This is a genomic window from Brevibacillus invocatus (assembly GCF_003710915.1).
GTDB lineage: Bacteria > Bacillota > Bacilli > Brevibacillales > Brevibacillaceae > Brevibacillus > Brevibacillus invocatus.
The window spans coordinates 32,683-53,644 of record NZ_RHHR01000026.1 but is presented as its reverse complement, the minus strand read 5'-3'; the positions used below and the strand labels follow the sequence as shown (position 1 = coordinate 53,644).

The 20,962-nt window shown below is 50.7% G+C and carries 21 protein-coding genes and 1 other RNA gene; 18 read left to right on the top strand and 4 right to left on the bottom strand.

Features of this window, described 5'->3' with window-relative positions; all coding sequences use genetic code 11:
• Nucleotides 1-251: 251 nt before the first annotated feature.
• From EDM52_RS13995 to ssrS, 4 genes are all read left to right on the top strand, one after another.
• Complete coding sequence (locus tag EDM52_RS13995) at nucleotides 252-608, top strand: DUF4870 domain-containing protein (RefSeq protein ID WP_122909597.1); 357 nt, start codon at nucleotides 252-254, stop codon at nucleotides 606-608.
• Nucleotides 609-861: 253 nt separating this feature from the next.
• Entirely contained in the window at nucleotides 862-2,016 is a 1,155-nt protein-coding gene (locus EDM52_RS13990) for a CaiB/BaiF CoA transferase family protein (RefSeq protein ID WP_122909596.1), read from the top strand.
• Nucleotides 2,017-2,020: 4 nt separating this feature from the next.
• Nucleotides 2,021-2,791: an enoyl-CoA hydratase/isomerase family protein gene (locus EDM52_RS13985; protein ID WP_122909595.1), complete on the top strand. Its 771-nt coding sequence runs from the start codon at nucleotides 2,021-2,023 to the stop codon at nucleotides 2,789-2,791.
• 54 nt (nucleotides 2,792-2,845) lie between these two features.
• A non-coding RNA gene (gene ssrS, locus EDM52_RS13980) (6S RNA) lies at nucleotides 2,846-3,038 on the top strand.
• 97 nt (nucleotides 3,039-3,135) lie between these two features.
• Here ssrS and EDM52_RS13975 read toward each other — a convergent pair.
• The 3 genes from EDM52_RS13975 to EDM52_RS13965 are packed head-to-tail and all read right to left on the bottom strand — an operon-like array spanning nucleotide 3,136 to nucleotide 5,742.
• Nucleotides 3,136-3,600, bottom strand: a complete 465-nt coding sequence (locus EDM52_RS13975; protein WP_122909594.1) for a hypothetical protein — start codon at nucleotides 3,598-3,600, stop codon at nucleotides 3,136-3,138.
• Nucleotides 3,601-3,621: 21 nt separating this feature from the next.
• Nucleotides 3,622-3,966: a DUF2512 family protein gene (locus EDM52_RS13970; RefSeq protein ID WP_122909593.1), complete on the bottom strand. Its 345-nt coding sequence runs from the start codon at nucleotides 3,964-3,966 to the stop codon at nucleotides 3,622-3,624.
• Between the two features lie 45 nt (nucleotides 3,967-4,011).
• Nucleotides 4,012-5,742 (bottom strand): Rqc2 family fibronectin-binding protein, encoded by a 1,731-nt coding sequence (locus EDM52_RS13965; RefSeq protein WP_122909592.1) that lies wholly within the window; start codon nucleotides 5,740-5,742, stop codon nucleotides 4,012-4,014.
• 232 nt (nucleotides 5,743-5,974) lie between these two features.
• Here EDM52_RS13965 and EDM52_RS13960 point away from each other — a divergent pair, with 232 nt between their 5' ends.
• From EDM52_RS13960 to rpe, 14 genes are all read left to right on the top strand, one after another.
• The gene (locus EDM52_RS13960; protein WP_122909591.1) at nucleotides 5,975-6,865 is read left to right on the top strand and encodes a YicC/YloC family endoribonuclease; all 891 of its coding nucleotides are present in this window, start codon (nucleotides 5,975-5,977) and stop codon (nucleotides 6,863-6,865) included.
• 23 nt (nucleotides 6,866-6,888) lie between these two features.
• Nucleotides 6,889-7,149: an extracellular matrix/biofilm regulator RemA gene (gene remA / locus EDM52_RS13955; protein ID WP_015891999.1), complete on the top strand. Its 261-nt coding sequence runs from the start codon at nucleotides 6,889-6,891 to the stop codon at nucleotides 7,147-7,149.
• Nucleotides 7,150-7,163: 14 nt separating this feature from the next.
• Entirely contained in the window at nucleotides 7,164-7,784 is a 621-nt protein-coding gene (gene gmk / locus EDM52_RS13950; protein WP_122909590.1) for a guanylate kinase, read from the top strand.
• 2 nt (nucleotides 7,785-7,786) lie between these two features.
• Entirely contained in the window at nucleotides 7,787-7,993 is a 207-nt protein-coding gene (gene rpoZ / locus EDM52_RS13945; protein WP_122909589.1) for a DNA-directed RNA polymerase subunit omega, read from the top strand.
• A gap of 98 nt (nucleotides 7,994-8,091) precedes the next feature.
• On the top strand, nucleotides 8,092-9,336 hold the full coding sequence (gene coaBC / locus EDM52_RS13940; protein ID WP_122909588.1) for a bifunctional phosphopantothenoylcysteine decarboxylase/phosphopantothenate--cysteine ligase CoaBC: 1,245 nt from the start codon (nucleotides 8,092-8,094) through the stop codon (nucleotides 9,334-9,336).
• Entirely contained in the window at nucleotides 9,333-11,768 is a 2,436-nt protein-coding gene (priA, locus tag EDM52_RS13935; RefSeq protein WP_122909587.1) for a primosomal protein N', read from the top strand. Before coaBC ends, priA begins: the two co-directional genes overlap by 4 nt.
• A 16-nt stretch (nucleotides 11,769-11,784) precedes the next feature.
• Complete coding sequence (def, locus tag EDM52_RS13930) at nucleotides 11,785-12,261, top strand: peptide deformylase (protein ID WP_122909586.1); 477 nt, start codon at nucleotides 11,785-11,787, stop codon at nucleotides 12,259-12,261.
• A gap of 6 nt (nucleotides 12,262-12,267) precedes the next feature.
• Nucleotides 12,268-13,218 (top strand): methionyl-tRNA formyltransferase, encoded by a 951-nt coding sequence (fmt, locus tag EDM52_RS13925; RefSeq protein WP_122909585.1) that lies wholly within the window; start codon nucleotides 12,268-12,270, stop codon nucleotides 13,216-13,218.
• Between the two features lie 3 nt (nucleotides 13,219-13,221).
• Nucleotides 13,222-14,568: a 16S rRNA (cytosine(967)-C(5))-methyltransferase RsmB gene (gene rsmB, locus EDM52_RS13920; protein WP_122909584.1), complete on the top strand. Its 1,347-nt coding sequence runs from the start codon at nucleotides 13,222-13,224 to the stop codon at nucleotides 14,566-14,568.
• A 221-nt stretch (nucleotides 14,569-14,789) separates the two neighbouring features.
• Nucleotides 14,790-15,860: a dual-specificity RNA methyltransferase RlmN gene (gene rlmN / locus EDM52_RS13915; RefSeq protein WP_122909583.1), complete on the top strand. Its 1,071-nt coding sequence runs from the start codon at nucleotides 14,790-14,792 to the stop codon at nucleotides 15,858-15,860.
• 8 nt (nucleotides 15,861-15,868) lie between these two features.
• On the top strand, nucleotides 15,869-16,624 hold the full coding sequence (locus tag EDM52_RS13910; RefSeq protein ID WP_122909582.1) for a Stp1/IreP family PP2C-type Ser/Thr phosphatase: 756 nt from the start codon (nucleotides 15,869-15,871) through the stop codon (nucleotides 16,622-16,624).
• A 5-nt stretch (nucleotides 16,625-16,629) separates the two neighbouring features.
• Nucleotides 16,630-18,609 carry a Stk1 family PASTA domain-containing Ser/Thr kinase gene (gene pknB, locus EDM52_RS13905; protein ID WP_122909581.1) on the top strand — a complete coding sequence of 660 codons (1,980 nt, stop codon included), beginning with the start codon at nucleotides 16,630-16,632 and terminating at the stop codon, nucleotides 18,607-18,609.
• 17 nt (nucleotides 18,610-18,626) lie between these two features.
• A complete protein-coding gene (gene rsgA / locus EDM52_RS13900; RefSeq protein ID WP_122909580.1) occupies nucleotides 18,627-19,517 on the top strand; it encodes a ribosome small subunit-dependent GTPase A in 891 nt (296 codons plus the stop codon).
• Nucleotides 19,511-20,158, top strand: coding sequence for a ribulose-phosphate 3-epimerase (gene rpe, locus EDM52_RS13895; protein WP_122909579.1), 648 nt, complete (start codon nucleotides 19,511-19,513; stop codon nucleotides 20,156-20,158). Before rsgA ends, rpe begins: the two co-directional genes overlap by 7 nt.
• An 83-nt stretch (nucleotides 20,159-20,241) precedes the next feature.
• Here the strand turns inward: rpe and EDM52_RS13890 are convergent, their stop codons facing one another.
• Nucleotides 20,242-20,682 (bottom strand): RDD family protein, encoded by a 441-nt coding sequence (locus tag EDM52_RS13890; protein ID WP_122909578.1) that lies wholly within the window; start codon nucleotides 20,680-20,682, stop codon nucleotides 20,242-20,244.
• Between the last annotated feature and the right edge of the window lie 280 nt (nucleotides 20,683-20,962).

Genomic DNA, 20,962 nt, shown 5'->3' with positions numbered 1-20,962 from the left:
AAGCCATGGTCATGGTCACGGCCACGGCTGCGGCTGTGGATTCGGTCACGGCGGCTCCTCTTCTAGTCACGGTGGTTACGACAGCAAATATTAAGGTGTAGAGAAGGCGCCGCTCCAGGCGCTTTTTCGCCTTTTTTTCCGATCATGTGAATAAACCACTTTTAAAAATCGTATATGTGCAACAACGATTTATTTTTGTCGCACTCATTGATCTTATTGGATGAATAAAACCGTATATGGAGGGTTATACCATGAGTGAGCATCTTCCTTCGAGTAAAGATGAAAGAACATGGGCCTTGGTGGCCCACCTGTCCGCATTGGTCGGCTGCTTCATTCCACTAGGCAACGTCATTGGTCCACTCATCGTTTGGCTGGTCAAAAGAGAGGGTAGCGAGTTTGTGGACATTCACGGGAAAGAAGCGCTTAACTTTAATCTGACTGTGACGATTTTTGCAGCTATTGCCACATTATTAATGCTCGTGTTGATTGGTGCTTTTCTCATGATTGCGCTGTTTGTGTTTTGGGTGATCTGTCTGATCATGGCTGTGATGAAGGTGAATGAAGGAAAAATCTATCGTTATCCGATTACCTTTCGATTTATTAAATAGGAACATTGCTCCCAAATGAGTCGTCTCCAGCAGGAGGCGGCTTTCTTGTACTATCGGAAAGTTTAAGTGCGCTAAAGCGCTAAAAAGATTAGCGGAAGATAGTATAAGTGCAACTAAGGCTCCGCCAAAAGGTTGGCGTAGCCAAGTTTTCTAATTCTGAAAAAAGGTAATTTTCCCCCAATTGAAGGATTAAAGAGGGCCCTTACAGAATTCTTTTGCGTGTGTGCATACGCCAAAAAGGGGTGGTAACGGCATGTTGACGGGCATTACTGTGGTCGATTTTTCGCGCCATCTTCCCGGACCCATCTGTACCATGAGACTCGCTGATCTGGGGGCGGAGGTGATCGAAATCCTTCCGTATCCGCTGGATCACGCCCTTTTATCGCATTCTGCAACTGGTTTTGCCAGGGAACCGGGAGCGTTTACCTTGCGTTCTCATCGCAATCATAAAAGCGTTTCGCTTAATTTGCGGACGGCGGAGGGGAAGGCGCTCGCGTTTGCTCTGGCCAGACAGGCTGATGTCGTGGTTGAAAGCTACCGGCCAGGCGTTTTGCGCCATTTGGGACTCGATTACGACAGTGTATGGGCTGCGCATCCAGCTGTCATCTACTGCTCTGTCACGAACTACGGACAGAGTGGGGAATTGTCTCAGTCGAGTGGACATGATTTGAACATTCAGGCTGTCAGCGGTTTTTTATCCGCTGTTCGTGATGACGAGGGAAGACCGGTTGTGACGGATATCCCTCTCGCGGATTACGCGGTTGGTGTATACGCGAGTGAACAAATCTGCGCAGCTCTCGTTCATCGTGCGCGTACCGGAAGAGGTGCCTACCTGGATATCGCATCTGCCGATCTGCTAACCACCTGGACAGGCCTGCATGCCCTGCTTTCCAAGCAAAGTGGAGTCGATCAGCGAACGGGAGCTTGGTCGAAGGACTATGTAGCCTATCGCGTTTACGAGACGGCAGACGGTCAATTTGTGGCCCTTGCTGCGCGCGAAGAAAAGTTCTGGCGCAACTTCTGCCGAGCGGTTGGACGAGCTGACTGGGAGAGCTTGCACACGGCTACGATCAATCAACATCACGACTTGTATGAAGAACTGTGTTCCTTGTTTTTGTCTCGAACCCAAGCAGAGTGGGGCGAATTCGGAATGGAGGTCGACTGTTGCCTGACAGCTGTGGAGGAACAGGAGAACTGGGCGGAGAACGGGTATGCCCAAACCAGGGAAATTGCCTATTCTTTGCCGTACCTGGATCGCAAAACGGAACCGCATACCACACGCGATCATTCTTGGTATATCGACCATACGCATGAGCTGTTGAAGAAAAAATGCAAGATGACAGCAGGCGATATCCGACGTCTGGAGGGGCAAGGCGTCATTCCTGTGAAGTCAATAGAGAGGAGCTAAGAAGATGGAAGAGCTGCAAACGAAGCCAATCTGGACTACGTACGAGGAAGGTGTCTTCACAATTACTTTGAATCGTCCACAAGTATTGAATGCGATGACAATCGAGATGTTCAGGCTGTTGCAGGGTGCAATTGGCGAAGCAGCGAAGGACGAGTCCGTGGAAATCGTCCTGCTTCGGGGAGCAGGGGGACATTTTTGTTCAGGTGCTGACTTGAGCGTTCTGGGTTCAATGGGGGAAGAAAGCCAAGCAAATGATGCGCTGACAGTGATCAATGAATTTCTGACTGCCCTGCATCACATGCCGAAGCCCGTAATTGCAGTGATAGAAGGAGTCGCGGTGGGGGCAGGACTGAATCTGGCTTTGCATGCGGATTTTGTCATCGCAACTGAAGATGCACGGCTGCAGGAGCCTTTTGTTCAGATCGGATTGACAACGGATTTTGGAGGAACCTATCTCCTGCCTCGCCTAGTCGGAATGGCACAGGCAAAACGGCTTGCGTTGCTGGGCGACAGGCTTTCGGGAAGCGAAGCCGCGCAGATCGGACTGATTTACAAGGCTGTGCATGTCGAACAGCTCGACCAGGAAGTGGAGCAATTAATCACCCAGCTTCGCAGATTGCCCAAGCAGGCTTTTGCTGTGACCAAGTCCGGGATGAACCATAGCCTGGATCATGACCTGCAGTACGCCTTGGCTTGGGAGAAGGAGCAGCAGCCTGCTTTGTTGAAGCATCCTGAATTCGCTGCTTTGGTTCGTGCCCGGATGAAACGCGGATAATTGGAAAGATTATCCGTTGAGCCATCACGGGTTCTGTGGTAGAGTAAGGATAACAACATCCTGCGATGTACGTAAGGCCGTAAATGTTTCTAACCTTATACGTGTTATTCGGGAGACGAAAATTCGTGACGGATGCCAGGCCCACCTCCTGCTGGGATGCATGGGAAGGCAGAAGTGCGAAAGGTGTCACCCACCTGTGTGAGCGCAGGTTTTAGAAACATGAGGTCAACGGCAGAGCGGGTAACGAATGCAAAACCAAAACCACCCGGAAAAATATTCCAGGTGGTTTTTTTGTTTTAAGGCTGACGTGTAAAAGGATGAGGCAATACGTGTTTGTGTTTTATTTATTGCATGGGGTTGGAAGATTGACTGGATTCGTTCTTATTCCCTTTGCTTCTTCCCTGCTGACCCTGTTCATCTCCTTGCTGGACAATCGTCAGAGACTGGTTCAAAGACTGGGTGTCCTGCGCATCTTGGAGGATTTGATACATTTGCAGGAAGTTGGCTTTTTGGCCTTCGGGAATTCCTTTAATACGGACGGTCATTTCTTGTGGACCATTCTGTTGCTGGCCATTTTGCTGCCCACCGCTTTGCGAGGAGCTTTTGCTGTTATGACCGTTTGAAGGCTCGTCGAGAAAACCGAGGAACATGGAGTCATTTTCTTCATTGTTGTCTTGGGATTGCTGTTGTTGTTGGGAATTGCTGCTGCCTTGCTGCTGCTGTTGTTGACCATTGTGGTCACCCTGCTGCTGGTCGAAAAGCACACTAAACTCGTTTAGGTCAGTCTGAATAATGCCAATGACGTTCATTTCGATCCTCCCTTCATTGAATCAACCTGGATGCTTGGTGTGATGAACGCCCTTATGCTGTAAATAGCTGTGGTAAAAATATTCGACCACACCAATGGCAAAAGTAGTTACGAGTATGCCCGACAAGTGATACGTCTGGTTAAAGAGGGCGCAGGAAGCCCAAAACAAAGCAAACACAAGAAGAAAATCCGCAGTGGTTGCAAATGTATTGTTCGTATTCGGCAGGATCAACAAATCACCGATCGCATAGGCGATCAGACTGACGATGATACTGGCGACGAAGGCAAACGTGAGTGACGTTCCTGACCACCAGAGACCTGGAATCCCGATGACGCCGTTTATCAGGAGCTTGATGATGATGTTCAAAGAACGAACCCCTCCTTTCATACCCTTAGTATGAACGTTGCCAACCTAGCTATGCGTAGTCGGGGTGTTCGTTTTTAATTGTCGAATCAGTGCTTCGTCAGGTGTGACGTACAAGGTGCGCTGCTGCTCATAGATACAAAATCCTGGTTTCGAACCATTCGGTTTTTTTACATGCTTGACCAGCGTATAGTCGACAGGGACCTGACTTCCTTGTTGAGCGCGACTGAAATAAGCCGCCAGATTGGCTGCCTCCAGCAACGTCCGGTCAGAAAACTGACGAGCCCGAATCACGACGTGCGAGCCAGGGATATCCTTCGTGTGCAGCCACGTCTCGTGAGGAGAGGCGAGCTTGTTGGTCAAATACTCATTTTGCTTGTTGTTCTTTCCGACGAGAATCTCGGTGCCATCTGTTGACACGTATTTTTCCAGCTCTGGCCGCGTATCTTTTTTCTTGCGCATCCCGCGTTTTTTTCGGTCCCGTACATAACCCTGCTCGACTAGCTCTTCGCGAATTTCCTCCGCTTCGGTCAAACTAGCGTGCTCCAGCTGACCGAGCAAGCCATCGAGGTAAAGGATTTCGGTTTTCGCTTGTTCGATCTGTTCATTCACAACCTGTATGCTGTTTTTCGCCTTGTTGTAGCGTTTGTAGTAGGCTTGCAGGTTTTCGGAAGGGGTTTTCAACGGGTCGAGTGGGATAGTCAGTGTTGGGCCGGCCTCATCATACCAGTTCACGGTGACCAGTTCCTTATCGCCGCGTTTGATCTGATGCATATTGGCTGTAATCATCTCGCCGTACAGTCGGAATTGTTCCGCATCCTTGGCTTCCTCCAAAGTCTGCAGCAGCTTTTCGATCTTCTTTTCGTTTTTGTTCCTTTCCGTTGTCACAAAACGAATCAGATCGTGCGCGCGCTGCTTCACGGTATCTCTCAAGGCTTTTCCTTCGTAAAATGCCTGGAGGCACTGATGGACGTTAGGGAAAGGAGTGACTGTCTCGGCCGGCAAGTGGGTGAGTTCCACGACGTGAAAATACGACTTGTCCTTGGTCGTGACCACCGTTGGAGAATATTGATGCAAAAGGATTTCCTGCCTGATTTCAGCAAAGGCCTCCCACACGGTTTCTTGTGTAGCCAAACCAGCCCTGTACAGGATCTCCTTGGCCAAAAGCGGGCTTACCCCTGTGTAGGAATCCACGATTTGTTTGTCCAGTCGTCCGCCATTCCAATCCAGCAAAGAGATGAACTCTGCCTTGGAGACGCTGAGCAAATCACGCTTGTCCTGGCTTGGAGGAGAAACATAGGGACGTCCTGGAACCACTTGTCTGTACTGGCTGATCGCTGCTGTAACGTGCATGGCACTGTCCAGAATCATTCCAGTCGCAGGATCTACCAGGATGATATTGCTGTGTTTCCCCATCACCTCCATAATGACTCTGCGAACCGCTGTATCGCCCAGTTCGTCGCGGGTACGGACATCGATATGAATGATGCGTTCCATCCCTACCTGCTGGATGGACTCGATCACGCCTCCCTCGCAATGCTTGCGCAGCAGCATGCAAAACATCGGGGCTTCCAATGGATTGGTAAACTCCTCCGTGGTCTGGTGGATGCGCGGATAAGTAGGGTTGGCGGATAAAAGAAGCTTTACGTTCTCGCCTTGTGCGCGAATTTGCATGATGATATCGCTGTGGTGGGGCTGATGGATCTTGGAGATGCGTCCTCCCACCAATCTATGTAACTCCTGTGCCAAAGCACGAGTGACTACACCGTCGAATGCCATAAAAACTCACCTCATTAGAAAATAAGAATGATGCCATCACAGTGTAGCATAAAACAGGGGAGTGGGAGGAATCTTGTTCTCTGCCCCGCTTTAGTTGACACTGCAAATAGTTGTCTCCTATAATTAATTAACGATTTTTGGCCGATAGGGATATAGACATGTTGTCCCATCGCGGTGACTCATCCTTAAAGAGAGCCTCAGCCAGAGGGTTTCTTTTCTGGGAAGTGATTAAATGATTCGAAGCATGACAGGGTATGGACGGAAAGAGGAAGGAAAAGGCTCATTGCGTTTGACGGTGGAAATACGAGCCGTCAATCATCGGTTTTCTGACATCCTTGTTCGCTTGCCCAGAGCTTGGAGCATGCTGGAGGATCCCGTGCGCAAGCTGGTGGCACAAAGTGTGAGGCGAGGCCGGGCAGAGGTGAACATCTCGGTGGAGGAAGAGCGCAGTACGGCATCTTCTTCTCTTACTGTGGACTGGAGTGTTGCAGAACAGTTCGTCCTGATCTCACGTGAAATGAACGAGCGTTTTTCACTGAACACACCTTTGACCGCGAAGGACTTATTGCTTTTGCCAGGAGTCATACATACCGAGGATTCAAACGAAAAAGAGGGCGAAGATATAAGCGAATGGATTCTTGCTCTGGTCGAATCTGCAGCACAGGACTTGTCCTCCATGAAAATCGCGGAGGGGAATCTTCTTGAGAAGGACCTGACAAATCGTCTTTCGCAGATCCGCACATGGATCGATGAAATTCGTGAGCATGTTCCTCAGGTGAGTGAAGAATACCGCAATCGTCTCCAACAGCGCATCGCTGAGATGTTGAGTCAGGTATCGTTTGAATGGGAACCACAAAGAATGGCACAGGAATTGGCTTTTTTCGCTGAGAAAAGCGACATCAGTGAAGAAGTGATTCGACTGCAGAGTCACTGCCTCCAGTTTGCGGAGCAGCTCGAACAGGAAGAGGCGATTGGGCGCAAGCTTGATTTTCTCCTGCAGGAAATGAATCGGGAAGCAAACACGATCGCATCGAAGGCAAATCATTTACATATTCAGCATTTGGCCGTCGAAATCAAGACTGAGCTGGAAAAAATGAGAGAGCAAGTTCAGAACATCGAGTAGGATGAAAGGATGGGCTGGGCCGCATGGCAATCAAGCTAATTAATATCGGATTCGGCAACATTGTGAACGCCAATCGCATCATCTCCATTGTAAGTCCCGAATCAGCTCCAATCAAACGGATCATTCAGGAAGCGCGTGACCGCAATATGCTGGTAGACGCCACTTACGGCAGAAGGACGCGTGCAGTGATCATTACAGACAGCGATCACGTCATCTTGTCAGCTGTGCAGCCAGAGACAGTAGCACAGCGTTTGACGACGAAAGATGATGAATCGGATGAATAACTAGGAGTTGAATCATGGACATGGTAGACCGCGGTCTCCTCTTGGTTCTCTCCGGACCTGCTGGAGTAGGAAAAGGTACGGTGTGCAAAGCCCTTCGCGAATGTATGCCCAATCTGGTATACTCGGTATCTGCTACGACTCGCAACCCGCGTCCGGGAGAAGTTGAGGGAGTTAATTATTTTTTTAAGTCAAAAGAAGAATTTCGCCGTATGATTGAGCAGGATGAACTGCTCGAATGGGCAGAGTACGTAGGGAACTACTACGGAACACCTCGTGCATTCGTCGATTCCATGCTGGAAGCAGGGCGCGATGTGATTCTGGAGATTGAAGTCCAGGGTGCTCTGCAGGTAAAAGAAAAATTCCCTCAAGGGACGTTTCTTTTCCTGGCGCCTCCAGACCTCGAAGAACTGGAAAGCCGGATCGTGGGAAGAGGCACGGAGTCAGAAGAAACCATTCGCAAGCGCATGGAAGTAGCGCGTGAGGAAATCGAGCTGATGGATCACTACGATTACGTGGTCGTCAATGACGAGATCGAATGGGCGTGTGATCGGATTCGATCGATCATTACAGCAGAGCATTTGAAAAAAGATCGTCAGGTTCACAAATATCGCAAATGGCTCAAGGAGGTACGGTAAAGATGTTGTATCCATCGATTGATGAACTGACCGCAAAGGCGGACAGCAAGTACATTTTGGTGACGGTGGCTTCCAAGCGGGCTCGCCAGCTTCGGGAGAACAGCCCGATGCAAGTAGTGAAGCCAAAATCGAAAAAGCATGTAGGCATGGCTTTGGAAGAGATGATTACAGACGAGCTCGTATACGAGTACGTAGAAGCGCGTAAATAGGAACGGACTACGAAAAACAACCTCCAGCAGGTTGTTTTTTTCGGATGGAGCTAAACTGTGAAAAAGCCTCGGTAAGAGGTTTGGGGGGAGAATTGAGGATGCATTCGCTTAAGGGAAAACGAATCGTGCTCGGTGTATCAGGGGGGATCGCTGCTTACAAGGCGGCTGCACTTACCAGCAAGCTTACCCAGGCAGGAGCCACTGTCCATGTCATCCTGACGCAAAATGCAGCGAGGTTTGTCCAGCCGGTGACGTTTCAGACACTTTCTCACCAGCCCGTTCACCATGACATTTTTGATGAGCCCGATCCGCACGTGATCAGCCATATTGAGCTTGCAGACCGTGCTGATCTGGTTCTGGTGGCGCCTGCGACTGCCAATCTGATTGGCAAGATGGCCCACGGGTTGGCCGATGACATGCTGACGACGACGATTCTTGCTACAAAGGCACCTGTCATGGTAGCGCCAGCGATGAACGTAAATATGTACGACCATCCCGCCGTGCGGGCCAACATGGAGAAGCTGGCTGAGTACGGTTATCGTTTTGTGGAACCGGGAGAAGGACTGCTTGCCTGTGGCTGGGTAGGAAAAGGGCGCTTGGCTGAGCCAGAAGAAATCGTGCAGGCTGTAGCTGCATTTTTTGCAGAGCATGAGAGCGAAAGCTGTACGAAAAAGGATTTAATAGGGAAAAAAGTACTTGTGACGGCTGGTCCGACCCGAGAAAAAATCGATCCGGTGCGTTATATTACGAACCACGCTTCTGGCAAAATGGGGTATGCCATTGCAGAAGCAGCGCGTGACCGTGGAGCAGACGTCGTACTGATCAGCGGACCGACATCGTTGCCTCGTCCTGTCGGTGTCGATTTTGTAGCCGTAGAGTCAGTACAGGAGATGTTCGATGCCGTCATGGAAGCGCTGCCGGATAGCGATATTGTGATCAAGTCAGCTGCTGTATCCGACTACAGACCGCGCACGGTATACGACCATAAAATGAAAAAAGGCGACGGCGAGCTTGTGCTGGAATTGGACAAAGCTCCTGATATTTTGAAGACCATCGGTGAACGGAAAGCCAATCAGTTCTTAGTCGGATTCGCAGCAGAGACGCAAGATCTCCTCGAAAATGCGAAGTCCAAGCTGGAACGCAAAAACCTGGACATGATTGTAGCCAACAACGTCTTGACCGAAGGAGCCGGAATGGGGAGCGATACGAACATCGTCACGCTGATGTCCCGGTCTGGCGAACAGGTAGAGTTGGCTCAGATGAGCAAAAGGGCAGTGGCGGACAAGCTATTTGACGCCATCGGGTTGTTGAGCGGACAGGGTTCGCTTCGTGATTTGTCATGATTGCCCATATTATTGTGGATGTGCCAGTCAGCCGGACGAATCGCCCCTTTGATTACCGTGTACCTGCCTGGCTTAGTCCCTTGATTCAGGTCGGGAGCCGTGTAGTCGTGCCTTTTGGACCGCGCAAGCTTCAGGGGTATGTGGTTGGAATCTCGGAGAACACGGAGCACGGTGTGGACGAAGATCGCCTCAAAGACGTGGAGCAGGTCATGGACGATACACCACCATTGACAGCGGAATTGCTGAAAATGAGTGAATGGATGTCCGGGCAGTATCTTTGTCCCTGGGTAACGGCTGTGCAAGCGATGCTCCCTGCTGTCCTCAAGGGCAAGGCACAGAAGTGGCTGACTGCCAGTGACCAGCTGGACGAGCGGATTTGCGCTAATTCTGGATTGCTCTGGGAACTGCTGCGCAAGCGACAATTGCCTCTTGCCGAAGTGGAGAAACAGTTTCCTGACGAATACATGCTCATACCCGGCTGGATTCACAGCGGGCTGATCACGACAGAGTACCAGGTGAAGGATCGGATCACCAAGAAGCAGCAAAGCTTTGTAAAATGCTTGCTCAGTCCCGAGCAAATGATGGAGGTGCTAGGTTCCCTGTCCGCTCGTGCAGATCAAATGCGCCGCGTGCTGGAGCTGTTTTTGCAGCATCCCGCGGACAGCTTTTCCATCCAGACGATGCGTGACGAGTTTGGCGTCAATCGCTCGGCTTTAAAAAGCATGGAAGCAAAAGGCTGGGTAGCGATCGAGCAGGTCGAGGTGTATCGAGACCCCTATGCCAATCGGCGTTTTGTGGAGCGGAAAAAGCCGGCATTCACTCTTCGGCAGCAGGAAGTGCTGGCTCCCATCATTCGCTCGATTCAAGAGTCCAGCTATGCCTCATTCCTGCTGCACGGCGTGACCGGTAGCGGAAAGACGGAGGTGTATCTGGAGGCGATTGAGCATACCCTCGCAAAGGGGCGGGAAGCCATTTTTCTCGTACCGGAAATCTCTTTGACACCGCAGATGGTAGAACGCTTCAAGGAGCGTTTTGGTGCGGATGTAGCGGTGCTGCACAGTGCCCTGTCCCAAGGAGAGCGGTATGATGAATGGCGCAAGATCATCCGCAAGCAGGTCAAGGTCGTAGTAGGTGCCCGTTCTGCGATCTTCGCTCCCTTTCAGAATGTAGGGCTAATCGTCATCGACGAAGAGCACGAGAGCTCCTACAAGCAGGAGGAGACACCGCGCTACCATGCACGGGAGGTCGCCTTGTGGCGAGCCAAGGAAAACGGTGCCGTCCTGTTGATGGGAAGCGCCACACCTGCACTAGAGACATATGCACTCGCAACAAGGGGCAGGTACACGCTGCTGGAAATGCCCGACCGTGTCGGCCATCGTCCCATGCCTCAAGTCCATGTCGTTGATATGCGCGAGGAGCTGCACGCGGAGAATCGCTCCATGTTTAGTCGGCTTTTGCATGAGATGATTGCGGATCGCCTGAAAAAGCAGGAGCAAATGGTGATCTTTCTCAACAGACGCGGCTTCTCCACCTTTGTCATGTGCCGATCTTGCGGCTATACATTGAACTGCATTCATTGCGATATTTCGCTTACGTACCACAAGAGCAATCATACGGCACGCTGTCACTATTGCGGCTATACCATCGCCCAGCCTGCCCATTGTCCGGAGTGTCAGAGCGAGCATATCCGTTTTTTTGGTACGGGAACACAAAAAGTGGAGGCAGAGCTGGCCAAGCTGTTTCCCGGCATTCGCGTCATTCGCATGGACGTGGACACGACATCGAGGAAAGGCTCGCATGAGGAATTGCTTAGCAAATTCCGTCAGGGTCAAGGTGATGTCTTGTTGGGGACGCAGATGATCGCCAAGGGCCTGGACTTCCCGCGAGTGACACTGGCTGGCATTATTGCGGCAGATACATCCTTGCATCTTCCTGATTTTCGGGCAGCCGAGAAAACCTTTCAGCTGTTGACGCAGGTAGGCGGTCGAGCAGGGCGCCATGAGCTTGAAGGGGATGTCGTGATCCAGACGTATACGCCAGAGCATTACAGCATCATTCATGCGACCAGGCACGATTATCCAGCGTTTTATCAGGATGAGATGCTGCAGCGCCGACGTACCGGATATCCCCCTTACTATCGACTCGTACTGATCACGTTCAGTCATGAAGATGTCCCTGTCGTGATCCGCGGGGCGCATGTGTTGGGAGATTTTTTGCGGCAAAGAGTGGCGTCTACGACGATCCTGCTAGGCCCTGTCGCCTCGCCGATCGCCCGAGTGAAGGATAGATTTCGTTTTCAGATCATGCTAAAATATCGGGATGAACCGAATGTGACGGAATTGCTTACCCAAGCGACTGCAGCATTCGAAGAGTGGAACAAACAGCAGAAGGTACTGATGACCATCGATGTCGATCCGTACGTATTGCTTTAGGGAGGATAAAAAACACATGGCCATTCGTTCTATCGTAAAACATCCAGATCCAATCCTTCGGGAAAAAGCGATCGTGGTGACCAAATTTAACGCAAATCTGCACAAATTGCTGGACGATATGGCAGACACCATGTACGACGCCAATGGCGTAGGACTGGCTGCACCGCAAGTAGGTATTTCCAAGCGCGTCATCGTCATGGACTGCGGAGACGGACTGATCGAGATGGTCAATCCGGAAATCGTGGAGCACGAAGGAGAACAGTTTGACTATCCGGAGGGCTGCTTGAGCATCCCGGGACTGCGTGGAGACGTTCGCCGTCACCAGTGGATCAAGCTGCGCGGACAGGATCGTTTTGGCAATCAGGTGGAACTCGAAGCGGAAGAGCTTCTGTCCCGTTGCGCACAGCATGAAATCGATCATTTGAACGGTGTTCTGTTCATCGATGTGGCAGACAAGGTGTACCAAGTGAACCCGGACGAGGAAGGGGAATAAATCGATTTGAGAGATGTACGTATCCTGTTTATGGGAACGCCTGACTTCGCCGTATCCAGTCTGGATGCCCTGATAAAAGCAGGCTTTAACGTTATTGGTGTGGTCACGCAGCCTGATCGCCCGGTAGGACGAAAACAAGTATTGACGCCGCCGCCTGTAAAAGAGGCGGCTTTACGTCATGGACTGCAAGTGCTGCAGCCGGAGAAGATCAAGACGGAGGAAGCCTTGGTCGAAGTGCTCTCCCTGTCTCCGGATCTGATCGTGACAGCTGCCTACGGTCAGATATTGCCTAAAAAACTGCTGGAAGCTCCTAAATTCGGCTGCATTAACGTGCACGCTTCCTTGCTCCCCAAATACAGGGGAGGAGCGCCGATTCACAAATGCATCGTCGAAGGGGAAAAGGAGTCTGGCGTTACGATCATGTACATGGTAGAGGCGCTGGATGCAGGCGATATGCTCTCCAAGGTTGTCGTTCCGATCGAGGAGCGGGATACAGTGGGAACCCTTCACGACAAGCTGGCAGCAGCCGGTTCTGCCTTGTTGATCGAAACCATTCCTGCTCTTTTGGCTGGGGAATTGACAGCAGAAGTTCAGGACCATGACGCGGCTACGATTGCTCCCAATATCAAGCGGACGGACGAGCAGATTGACTGGGCCCGCTCAGCCGAACAGATCTACAACCAAGTACGTGGGTTGAATCCGTGGCCAGTTGCCTTTACGAAATACCAAGGCAAGGTATGGAAAATCTGGTGGGTGGAAAAGGTAGTGGATGCAGCGGTGGATCGTCAGCCAGGAACAATCCTGGCGCGAGACGAGGATGGATTGATCATTGCCTGCGGTAGTGGTGCTGTGAAAATCACCGAACTGCAGCCTGAGGGCAAAAAACGAATGAGCGCTCTCGACTTTTTACGCGGTGCGGGCAACAGCATAGAAATCGGCACGAAAGTAGGAGAGTAGCCCGTGGCAAAAAAAGGAGCTCGTGACCTTGCTCTGGACGTATTGAACAGGGTAGAAGAACAGAAGTCTTACAGCAATCTGGAACTGAGACACGTATTGGACAAAGCAGATCTGAGCGCTGCTGATGCGGGTCTGGTGACAGAGCTGGTCTATGGAACGATTCAGCATAAATTAACACTTGATTTTGTCCTGTCCCACTTTGTAGGGGGCAAAAAAATACAAAGCTGGGTGCGCAATCTTCTGCGTCTCAGTCTCTATCAGATTCATTATTTGGATCGGATTCCTGAGCGCGCTGCGGTACACGAGGCAGTTGAAATCGCCAAGCGGAGAGGTCATCAAGGGATATCCTCGATGGTCAATGGAGTCCTGCGAAATGTGCTGCGCAATCCCGATGTGTGGGAGCGCCAACCAAAAGGGGATGCTGTGGAGCAATTGGCTGTCGCCTACTCGCACCCCCAATGGCTGGTGCGTCAATGGCTGAAGGAGTATGGAGAGGAGACGACCCGTGAGATCTGTGAAGCGAACAATCGTGCTCCTCACAGCTCGGTCCGCGTCAATCGTCTCAAAACCACCCGCGAACAGCTGATTGCCAGTTTGAAAGAAGAGGGTCATGTCGTACAGCCTTCACCGCTTAGTCCAGATGGCATCTTGCTGGCGGGGGGAAATGCAGCTGGCACAAGCTGGTTTAAAAAAGGGTATTGCACGGTGCAGGATGAAAGCTCGATGCTGGTAGCGTCTGCAGTTTCTCCAAAGCCAGGGATGCGTGTGCTCGATGCGTGTGCTGCGCCAGGAGGCAAGACTACGCATTTGGCCGAGCGCATGGAAAACCGCGGGGAAATCGTGGCAAACGATGTTCATCCGCATAAACGTGAGTTGATCGTCCATGCAGCGAAGCGTCTTGGGCTGGATATCATTGAACCAATCGTCAGCGATGCGCTGTATCTGTCGCAAAAAGGGCTGGGTCAATTTGACCGTATCTTGCTGGACGCACCATGCACCGGTTTTGGTGTCATTCGCCGCAAGCCAGACCTGAAGTGGAACAAGACCGCTGACGACGTAAAAGCGATCGCCCAATTGCAATACCAGCTGTTGGTGCAGATGTCTTCGATGCTCGCTCCTGATGGTCTGCTGGTTTACAGTACGTGTACGATCGAACCAGCAGAGAATCAGGAGATTGTTCAACGCTTTGTTGCTGAGCATCCCGAGTTTGTCTTGGACGATACGCTGGGTGACGATTTGCCGCTAGTGGTCCGAGAAAAGCTTGACGAGACAGGGGCATGTCTGCAGATTTTGCCTCATCATTTTGACAGTGATGGTTTCTTTATCGCCCGTTTGAGACGGAAGAAGTAAACCACAAAGGGGTGGCGCGCTACCTGATAAGCGCGCTGCTCCTTTTGCCTTTGTTTGCGCAGGCATGGTTTGGTTTACACTAGGAAAAAGGACTGCATTTGCGCATTGGTTGGGAAAACCGTTTGAAGCCAAGCGTCAGGCAGGGTACAATGATAGAATGATCAAATGAGTTTTTTAAGAGGGCAACATTATAAGCTTTTTTTAAGGATGTGCGAACAGCAATGCCATTAACAACATATACGAGTGCCAAGCCACTCATTTACAGCTTGACCCAGTCCGAGCTGAAGGACTGGTTGGTAGAAGCTGGTGATAAAGCGTTTCGTGCACAACAAATTTTCGACTGGCTGTATGTGAAGAGAGTCTCCTCGTTTGACGAGATGAGCAATTTGTCCAAGGACTTGCGCCAAAAGCTGACAGACGCATTTCGGATGGATCCGCTGAAAGAAATCACGCATCAGGAATCACAGGATGGAACGATTAAGTTTTTGTTCCAACTGGTGGATGGCCATGCAATTGAGACTGTGATTATGCGTCACAACTACGGCAACAGCGTTTGTGTGACCACACAGGTAGGCTGTCGCATCGGATGCACCTTCTGCGCCTCTACGTTGGGCGGGCTGAAGCGAAATCTGGACGCCGGCGAGATCGTGTCGCAGGTGTTGATGGCACAACGCAAGCTGGACGCCGATGATGAGCGTGTAAGCCACGTTGTTGTGATGGGAATTGGCGAGCCCTTTGAGAATTTTGAAAGTCTGATGGCTTTCCTGTCGGTGATTAATGATAATCGCGGTTTGAACATCGGAGCGCGCCACATTACCGTTTCGACCAGCGGAATCGTGCCGAAAATCTACGAGTTTGCGGATCGTGGCGGGCAAGTGAACCTGGCTATCTCGCTGCATGCTCCAAACACCGAGCTGAGAACGCAGCTGATGCCGATCAACCGTGGGTTTCCTCTGGAAAAGCTGATGGAGGCTTGTCGTCATTACATTAACAAGACGGGCAGAAGAATCAGCTTTGAGTACGGTCTTTTCGGTGGAAAAAACGATCAGCCTGAGCATGCAGAAGAACTGGCTAGCCTGATCGGAGATATGCTGTGCCACGTCAATCTCATTCCGGTCAACTACGTTCCGGAGCGCGACTATGTGCGCACACCGCGCAATGAGATTTTTCAGTTTAAACGGATTTTAGAAGATAAGGGAATCAACGTGACCATCAGACGTGAGCACGGTAGTGATATTGCTGCCGCATGTGGTCAGCTGAGGGCACAACACGCTAAAGAAACCGTGGGGTGATATGAACCATGGAAATTGCGACGAAATCTCATGTTGGCCGCGTCCGTCAGGTAAACGAGGATTACTTTGCCTGCGTGGAAGACCTGAACGGACGCGTCCTGGCAGTTGTAGCAGATGGTATGGGCGGTCATCAGGCTGGCGATATTGCTAGCCGACTTGCTGTTGAGCGAATAGTAAAAGAACTTAAATCTCTGGACGGCATTCTCGAAGACGAGGATGCCCGGGAGCAATTGATGAATGCCGTTCTTCACGCAAACAAAGAAGTGTACGAGTATGCAATCGAGCACCCAGAATGTAACGGAATGGGGACGACCGTCGTAGCCGCATTGATGGGCCCCACCAGCGTGATTACTGCCCATATCGGTGACAGTAGATTGTATCATTTCAAAGAAGGAAATCTTTTTATGAAAACGGAAGATCATTCGTTGGTCAACGAATTGGTCAAGAGCGGTCAGATTACCGAAGAAGAAGCATCCGTCCATCCTCACCGCAATGTCATCATGCGCTCCCTAGGGACGGAGCCAGACGTACGGATCGATCTAGGTCAGTTTGATTGGTCCTTCGAGGATGTTGTCCTGATCTGCTCTGACGGTTTGAGTAACAAGGTAAATCATAGAAGAATGGAAGAATGGCTACATAAAGAGGTATCACTGCAGGCTCGGGTAGAGGGCCTGGTAGATGAGGCATTGGCTGCTGGTGGAGAAGACAATATTACACTGGTTGCTGTCCGCAACATGCCCGATGTTAGTCAGAAAGAGGGGTGAGAGAGATGGAAGGTCTACGACTGGGTGGACGGTATCAGTTGGAAGCCCGCGTTGGCGGGGGTGGCATGGCGATTGTTTACAAGGCTAGAGACTTAATTTTGAATAGACAGGTAGCTGTCAAAGTGCTGCGTTCCCAATACGGGACTGACGAAGACTTTGTGAACCGATTCAGACGGGAAGCGCAGGCAGTTGCCAGTTTGTCTCACCCCAATCTCGTAGGAGTGTATGATGTAGGTCAGGAGAACGACACGCACTACATGGTCATGGAGTACGTGGAAGGCTCGACTTTAAAAGAAATGATCGTCTCGCGTGGAGCACTGCCAGTAGAGGAAGCTGTGCGGATCGCTGCACAGATCTGCGATGCGCTGGACCATGCACATCAGAATCAAATCATACACCGAGACATTAAACCGCATAATATCTTGATTGGAAAAAATGGACGTGTGAAGGTTACGGACTTCGGAATCGCCAGGGCCGTCACATCCACGACTATTACCCATACAAATGCCATGCTCGGCTCGGTGCATTACTTCTCGCCAGAGCAAGCCAGAGGCGGCATTACCGGAGAGAAATCGGATATTTACTCTCTGGGGATCGTCCTTTATGAGATGGTTACTGGAGAACTTCCTTTCTCGGGTGACTCGCCGATTTCGGTAGCGCTCAAGCATTTGCAGGAGCCGCTTCCAGAGCCGCGTCAGCTCAATCCGGGTATTCCGCAAAGTGTGGAAAACGTCATCTTGAAGGCATTGGTCAAAGATCCCTTCCTGCGATATGCATCAGCACGAGAAATGCTGGAAGATTTGGAGACCTGCCTGTTTCCAGAGCGATTGCACGAGGAAAAACTGATCTTTCCAGTGGACGACGAAGAGACACGCGTGGTTCCGATCATTACACCGGACATGCTCGAGAAGCAAGGAAAGGGTCGGACTGGGACAGGGCAGCGAAGCCGCTATGAGCAAAACGATGATGATGAAGAGCAAAAAACACCGAAAAAATGGTGGGTAAAAGCGCTCATGTGGGTCGGAGGCATCGGTTTATTTTTCGTATTGGCGTTTTTCGGATTTAACTTACTCTTAAATCTTTTCCCATCTGTTCCTGAAGTAGCTGTTCCGCCTGTGGAAGGTACGCATGTGACACTGGCGAAGCAAAAGATCGAAGATGCCAAGCTGGTTGCCAATGTGATCGAGGAAGCGAGCGATACGATTGAGCAGGATATCGTCATTAGGCAAGACCCCGCACCACCGATGAGGCTCAAGGAAAAAGCAACTGTGACGATCTATGTGAGCAAGGGTCAACGAGCCGTCGACATGCCTAATCTTATTACGTTGCCGCGTTCGACTGCAGAAGATCAATTGAAGCAGCTTGGATTCAAAGCGGAGAACATCACGTTTGTAGAACAAGAAGACGACGAGGCAGAGGCAGGCGTTGTCATTGATCAGTCGCCTCGCTTCAACGAGAAGGTGTACCCTAGCAAGGATACCGTTACGGTGAAAGTCAGCAAAGGCAAATCGTTTGTCTCCATGCCGGAAGTGCGAGGCAAGACCACCGAAGAAGCTCAGGTTGAGCTATTGAAAAAAGGTCTGGCAGTCGGAGCGATCACCAAGGAGCCATCCTACACGGAGCAGAGGGAAGGCATCGTACTTTCTACGCATCCTTACGATCCCGGCATGCAGGTGCAAAAGGGTGTGGCTGTGCCGCTCACTGTCAGTAATGGCCAGTTCCCGCTCGACGCCAAGCTCGCCAATGCACCGGTTTATGTGGAAGTCGTACCAGGAGAGTCGGTAGATCTCAAGATTGAAGTCTCCGATGCGCGTGGTGACAAGCAAGGCATCCAGCAAGAAGTGATCGTCGAGAGCAAGGAGTTTATTGTTCCGATCGTGCTTTCCCCACAAAAGGATGCCGTGATCCGAGTGTTCATCAAGGGTGCAAACAACCAATACATGGAATACCAGACGATTCCGATATCGTACAGCAGCTTGCCATAGTTATGTGGAGGTAATAAATGCCAGAAGGACGGATTGTAAAAGCGCTTAGCGGTTTCTACTACGTAGCAGACGGGGATCGTGTATACAGCTGCCGTGCTCGCGGACTTTTCAAGAAAAAGGGAGCAAAGATTACACCCCTCGTCGGTGACTGGGTCAGGTACGACGTGATCAATGACGAAGAGGGATATGTGATGGAAGTGGGCGAGCGAACCAGTGAGCTGGTGCGCCCACCCATTTCCAATGTCGATCAGGCCGTGCTTGTTTTTTCCATGTACAAGCCGATGTTTAGCTCCTTGTTACTGGACAAGTTTCTCGTCCATACCGAACGTGCAGGAATCGATTCCGTCATTGTCTTGTCCAAAGCGGATCAAGCAGAGGAAGAGGAGATTGCTGAGATTGTAAAAAAATACGAGGCTATTGGCTACACGGTCATTCCTACCTCAAAGGTAGACCAGCGCGGTATTGCCGAAGTAAAAGAGCTGCTGCGCGATCGCATCTCTGTTTTTGCGGGCCAGTCGGGCGTAGGGAAATCTTCGCTGATCAATCTGCTTTTTCCAGGCATCAGTCTGCAAACAGGGGAAGTAAGCGAAAAGCTGGGACGAGGAAAGCATACGACACGCCATGTGGAGCTGATTCCACTGGAAGGCGGAGGGTATGTTGCGGATACGCCTGGCTTTAGCTCCCTTGAGTTCATGGACATGAGTGAGCAGGATTTGGCTGATTCCTTTCGTGACTTTGCTTCCTTGAGTCCAGACTGCAAATTCCGTGGATGCTTTCATATCAGCGAGCCGTCATGCGCGGTGCAGGCTGCATTGGAAGCAGGAGAAGCCAGCATGGAGAGATATGAACACTACAAGCAATTTAGAGATGAGCTGAAAGAATATCAACGGAGGAACAAACCATGGTAAAAATCGCACCTTCTATCCTGTCAGCAAACTTTGCGCGATTGGGTGAAGAAATTCAGGATGTCGAACGGGGAGGGGCAGACTGGATTCACGTAGATGTCATGGACGGACATTTTGTACCTAACATTACGATTGGTCCCTTGATTGTGGATGCTATTCGCCCTGTTACGAAGCTGCCTCTCGATGTGCATTTGATGATCGAGGAGCCGGACCGCTACATTCCGCAATTCGCCAAAAGCGGAGCGGACTGGATCACGGTCCATCAGGAAGCATGCCGGCATCTGCATCGCACGATTTACCTGATCAAGGAACAAGGCGTCAAGGCAGGAGTCGTCCTGAATCCCGCGACCCCACTCGTGACGATTGAGTCGCTGCTACCTGATCTGGACATGGTGCTTTTGATGACGGTCAACCCAGGCTTTGGCGGCCAATCCTTCATTTCGTCCGTGGTACCGAAAATCAGAGAGCTGCGACGCATGCTCGATGAGAGAGGGCTTGGACATGTGGAGATCGAGATTGACGGTGGGGTCAACAAGGATACCGGCAGTCAGTGTATCGAAGCCGGAGCGACCGTTCTCGTGGCAGGAAATGCTGTTTTCAATCAACCTGACCGCGCTCAAGCGATCGCAGCGATTCGCGGCTAAATAGAATAGAGCTATGAAAAAAGGATGTCCTTCAATCAATGTTGACTGTTGGACATCCTTTTTGCGTTTATCGGGGGCTTTGCTTATCCCTGAGGTGGTTTGTTGGAAGTCACGTACGTACCTGCGATCAAGTCATGAATCGAGCGCTTGTCTTCACGTGCAGCTACCATGATGGCACTGACGATGGCTCCTATTCCCAAGGTAATGCCGTAGACCAGGTACATGCCTACGAACACGCGAAGCAGCATGGTTCCGATCCCGACTTGACTGCCGTCCATTTTGACAATCCGAATGCCCAGGAGTTTCTTCCCGACTGTATATCCAAACCACAGAACCGGAAGAAGAAGGGAATAAACGGCAGAGAGTGCGTTTGTAAACCAGTCATTCTCGTCGGCTGGGGAGATCAGGTAAGAAAGAAGTGCTAGCGGTACACCAATAATAAGTCCATCTAAAAGATTGGCCCCAAGTCGACGCCAAAATCCGACCGGATTCATCTCGATCGGTTGTAAAGTTTCTGTTTCCATTGCCTGTTCGCTCCCTCTCTCATTTGATACGACAAGACAAGACTCCGCCGATTTGTCGACGGAGTCAAGTTTTGCATTTTCATTATATACACGATGGAAATGAATAACAATATTAAGAAAATGGTATTTGCATCCTTTTGCCCAGTTGTAGGGCTTAAAAAATCATGGATCTGGGCGGAAAGCTGTAAAAATAGGGCATACTATCGGAGGAACAACAGGAGTTTCCTCATTTAAGCATTGATTATAGATATCATTTTGTTGTATAAATATAAATTGTTGA

Excerpts from the sequence above, each read along its gene's own strand:
- EDM52_RS13995 (WP_122909597.1), top strand. The coding sequence starts at position 252 with ATGAGTGAGCATCTTCCTTCGAGTAAAGATGAAAGAACATGGGCCTTG.
- EDM52_RS13990 (WP_122909596.1), top strand. The coding sequence starts at position 862 with ATGTTGACGGGCATTACTGTGGTCGATTTTTCGCGCCATCTTCCCGGA.
- EDM52_RS13985 (WP_122909595.1), top strand. The coding sequence starts at position 2,021 with ATGGAAGAGCTGCAAACGAAGCCAATCTGGACTACGTACGAGGAAGGT.
- EDM52_RS13975 (WP_122909594.1), bottom strand. The coding sequence starts at position 3,600 with ATGAACGTCATTGGCATTATTCAGACTGACCTAAACGAGTTTAGTGTG.
- EDM52_RS13965 (WP_122909592.1), bottom strand. The coding sequence starts at position 5,742 with ATGGCATTCGACGGTGTAGTCACTCGTGCTTTGGCACAGGAGTTACAT.
- EDM52_RS13960 (WP_122909591.1), top strand. The coding sequence starts at position 5,975 with ATGATTCGAAGCATGACAGGGTATGGACGGAAAGAGGAAGGAAAAGGC.
- remA (WP_015891999.1), top strand. The coding sequence starts at position 6,889 with ATGGCAATCAAGCTAATTAATATCGGATTCGGCAACATTGTGAACGCC.
- gmk (WP_122909590.1), top strand. The coding sequence starts at position 7,164 with ATGGACATGGTAGACCGCGGTCTCCTCTTGGTTCTCTCCGGACCTGCT.
- rpoZ (WP_122909589.1), top strand. The coding sequence starts at position 7,787 with ATGTTGTATCCATCGATTGATGAACTGACCGCAAAGGCGGACAGCAAG.
- coaBC (WP_122909588.1), top strand. The coding sequence starts at position 8,092 with ATGCATTCGCTTAAGGGAAAACGAATCGTGCTCGGTGTATCAGGGGGG.
- priA (WP_122909587.1), top strand. The coding sequence starts at position 9,333 with ATGATTGCCCATATTATTGTGGATGTGCCAGTCAGCCGGACGAATCGC.
- def (WP_122909586.1), top strand. The coding sequence starts at position 11,785 with ATGGCCATTCGTTCTATCGTAAAACATCCAGATCCAATCCTTCGGGAA.
- rlmN (WP_122909583.1), top strand. The coding sequence starts at position 14,790 with ATGCCATTAACAACATATACGAGTGCCAAGCCACTCATTTACAGCTTG.
- EDM52_RS13910 (WP_122909582.1), top strand. The coding sequence starts at position 15,869 with ATGGAAATTGCGACGAAATCTCATGTTGGCCGCGTCCGTCAGGTAAAC.
- pknB (WP_122909581.1), top strand. The coding sequence starts at position 16,630 with ATGGAAGGTCTACGACTGGGTGGACGGTATCAGTTGGAAGCCCGCGTT.
- rsgA (WP_122909580.1), top strand. The coding sequence starts at position 18,627 with ATGCCAGAAGGACGGATTGTAAAAGCGCTTAGCGGTTTCTACTACGTA.
- rpe (WP_122909579.1), top strand. The coding sequence starts at position 19,511 with ATGGTAAAAATCGCACCTTCTATCCTGTCAGCAAACTTTGCGCGATTG.
- EDM52_RS13890 (WP_122909578.1), bottom strand. The coding sequence starts at position 20,682 with ATGGAAACAGAAACTTTACAACCGATCGAGATGAATCCGGTCGGATTT.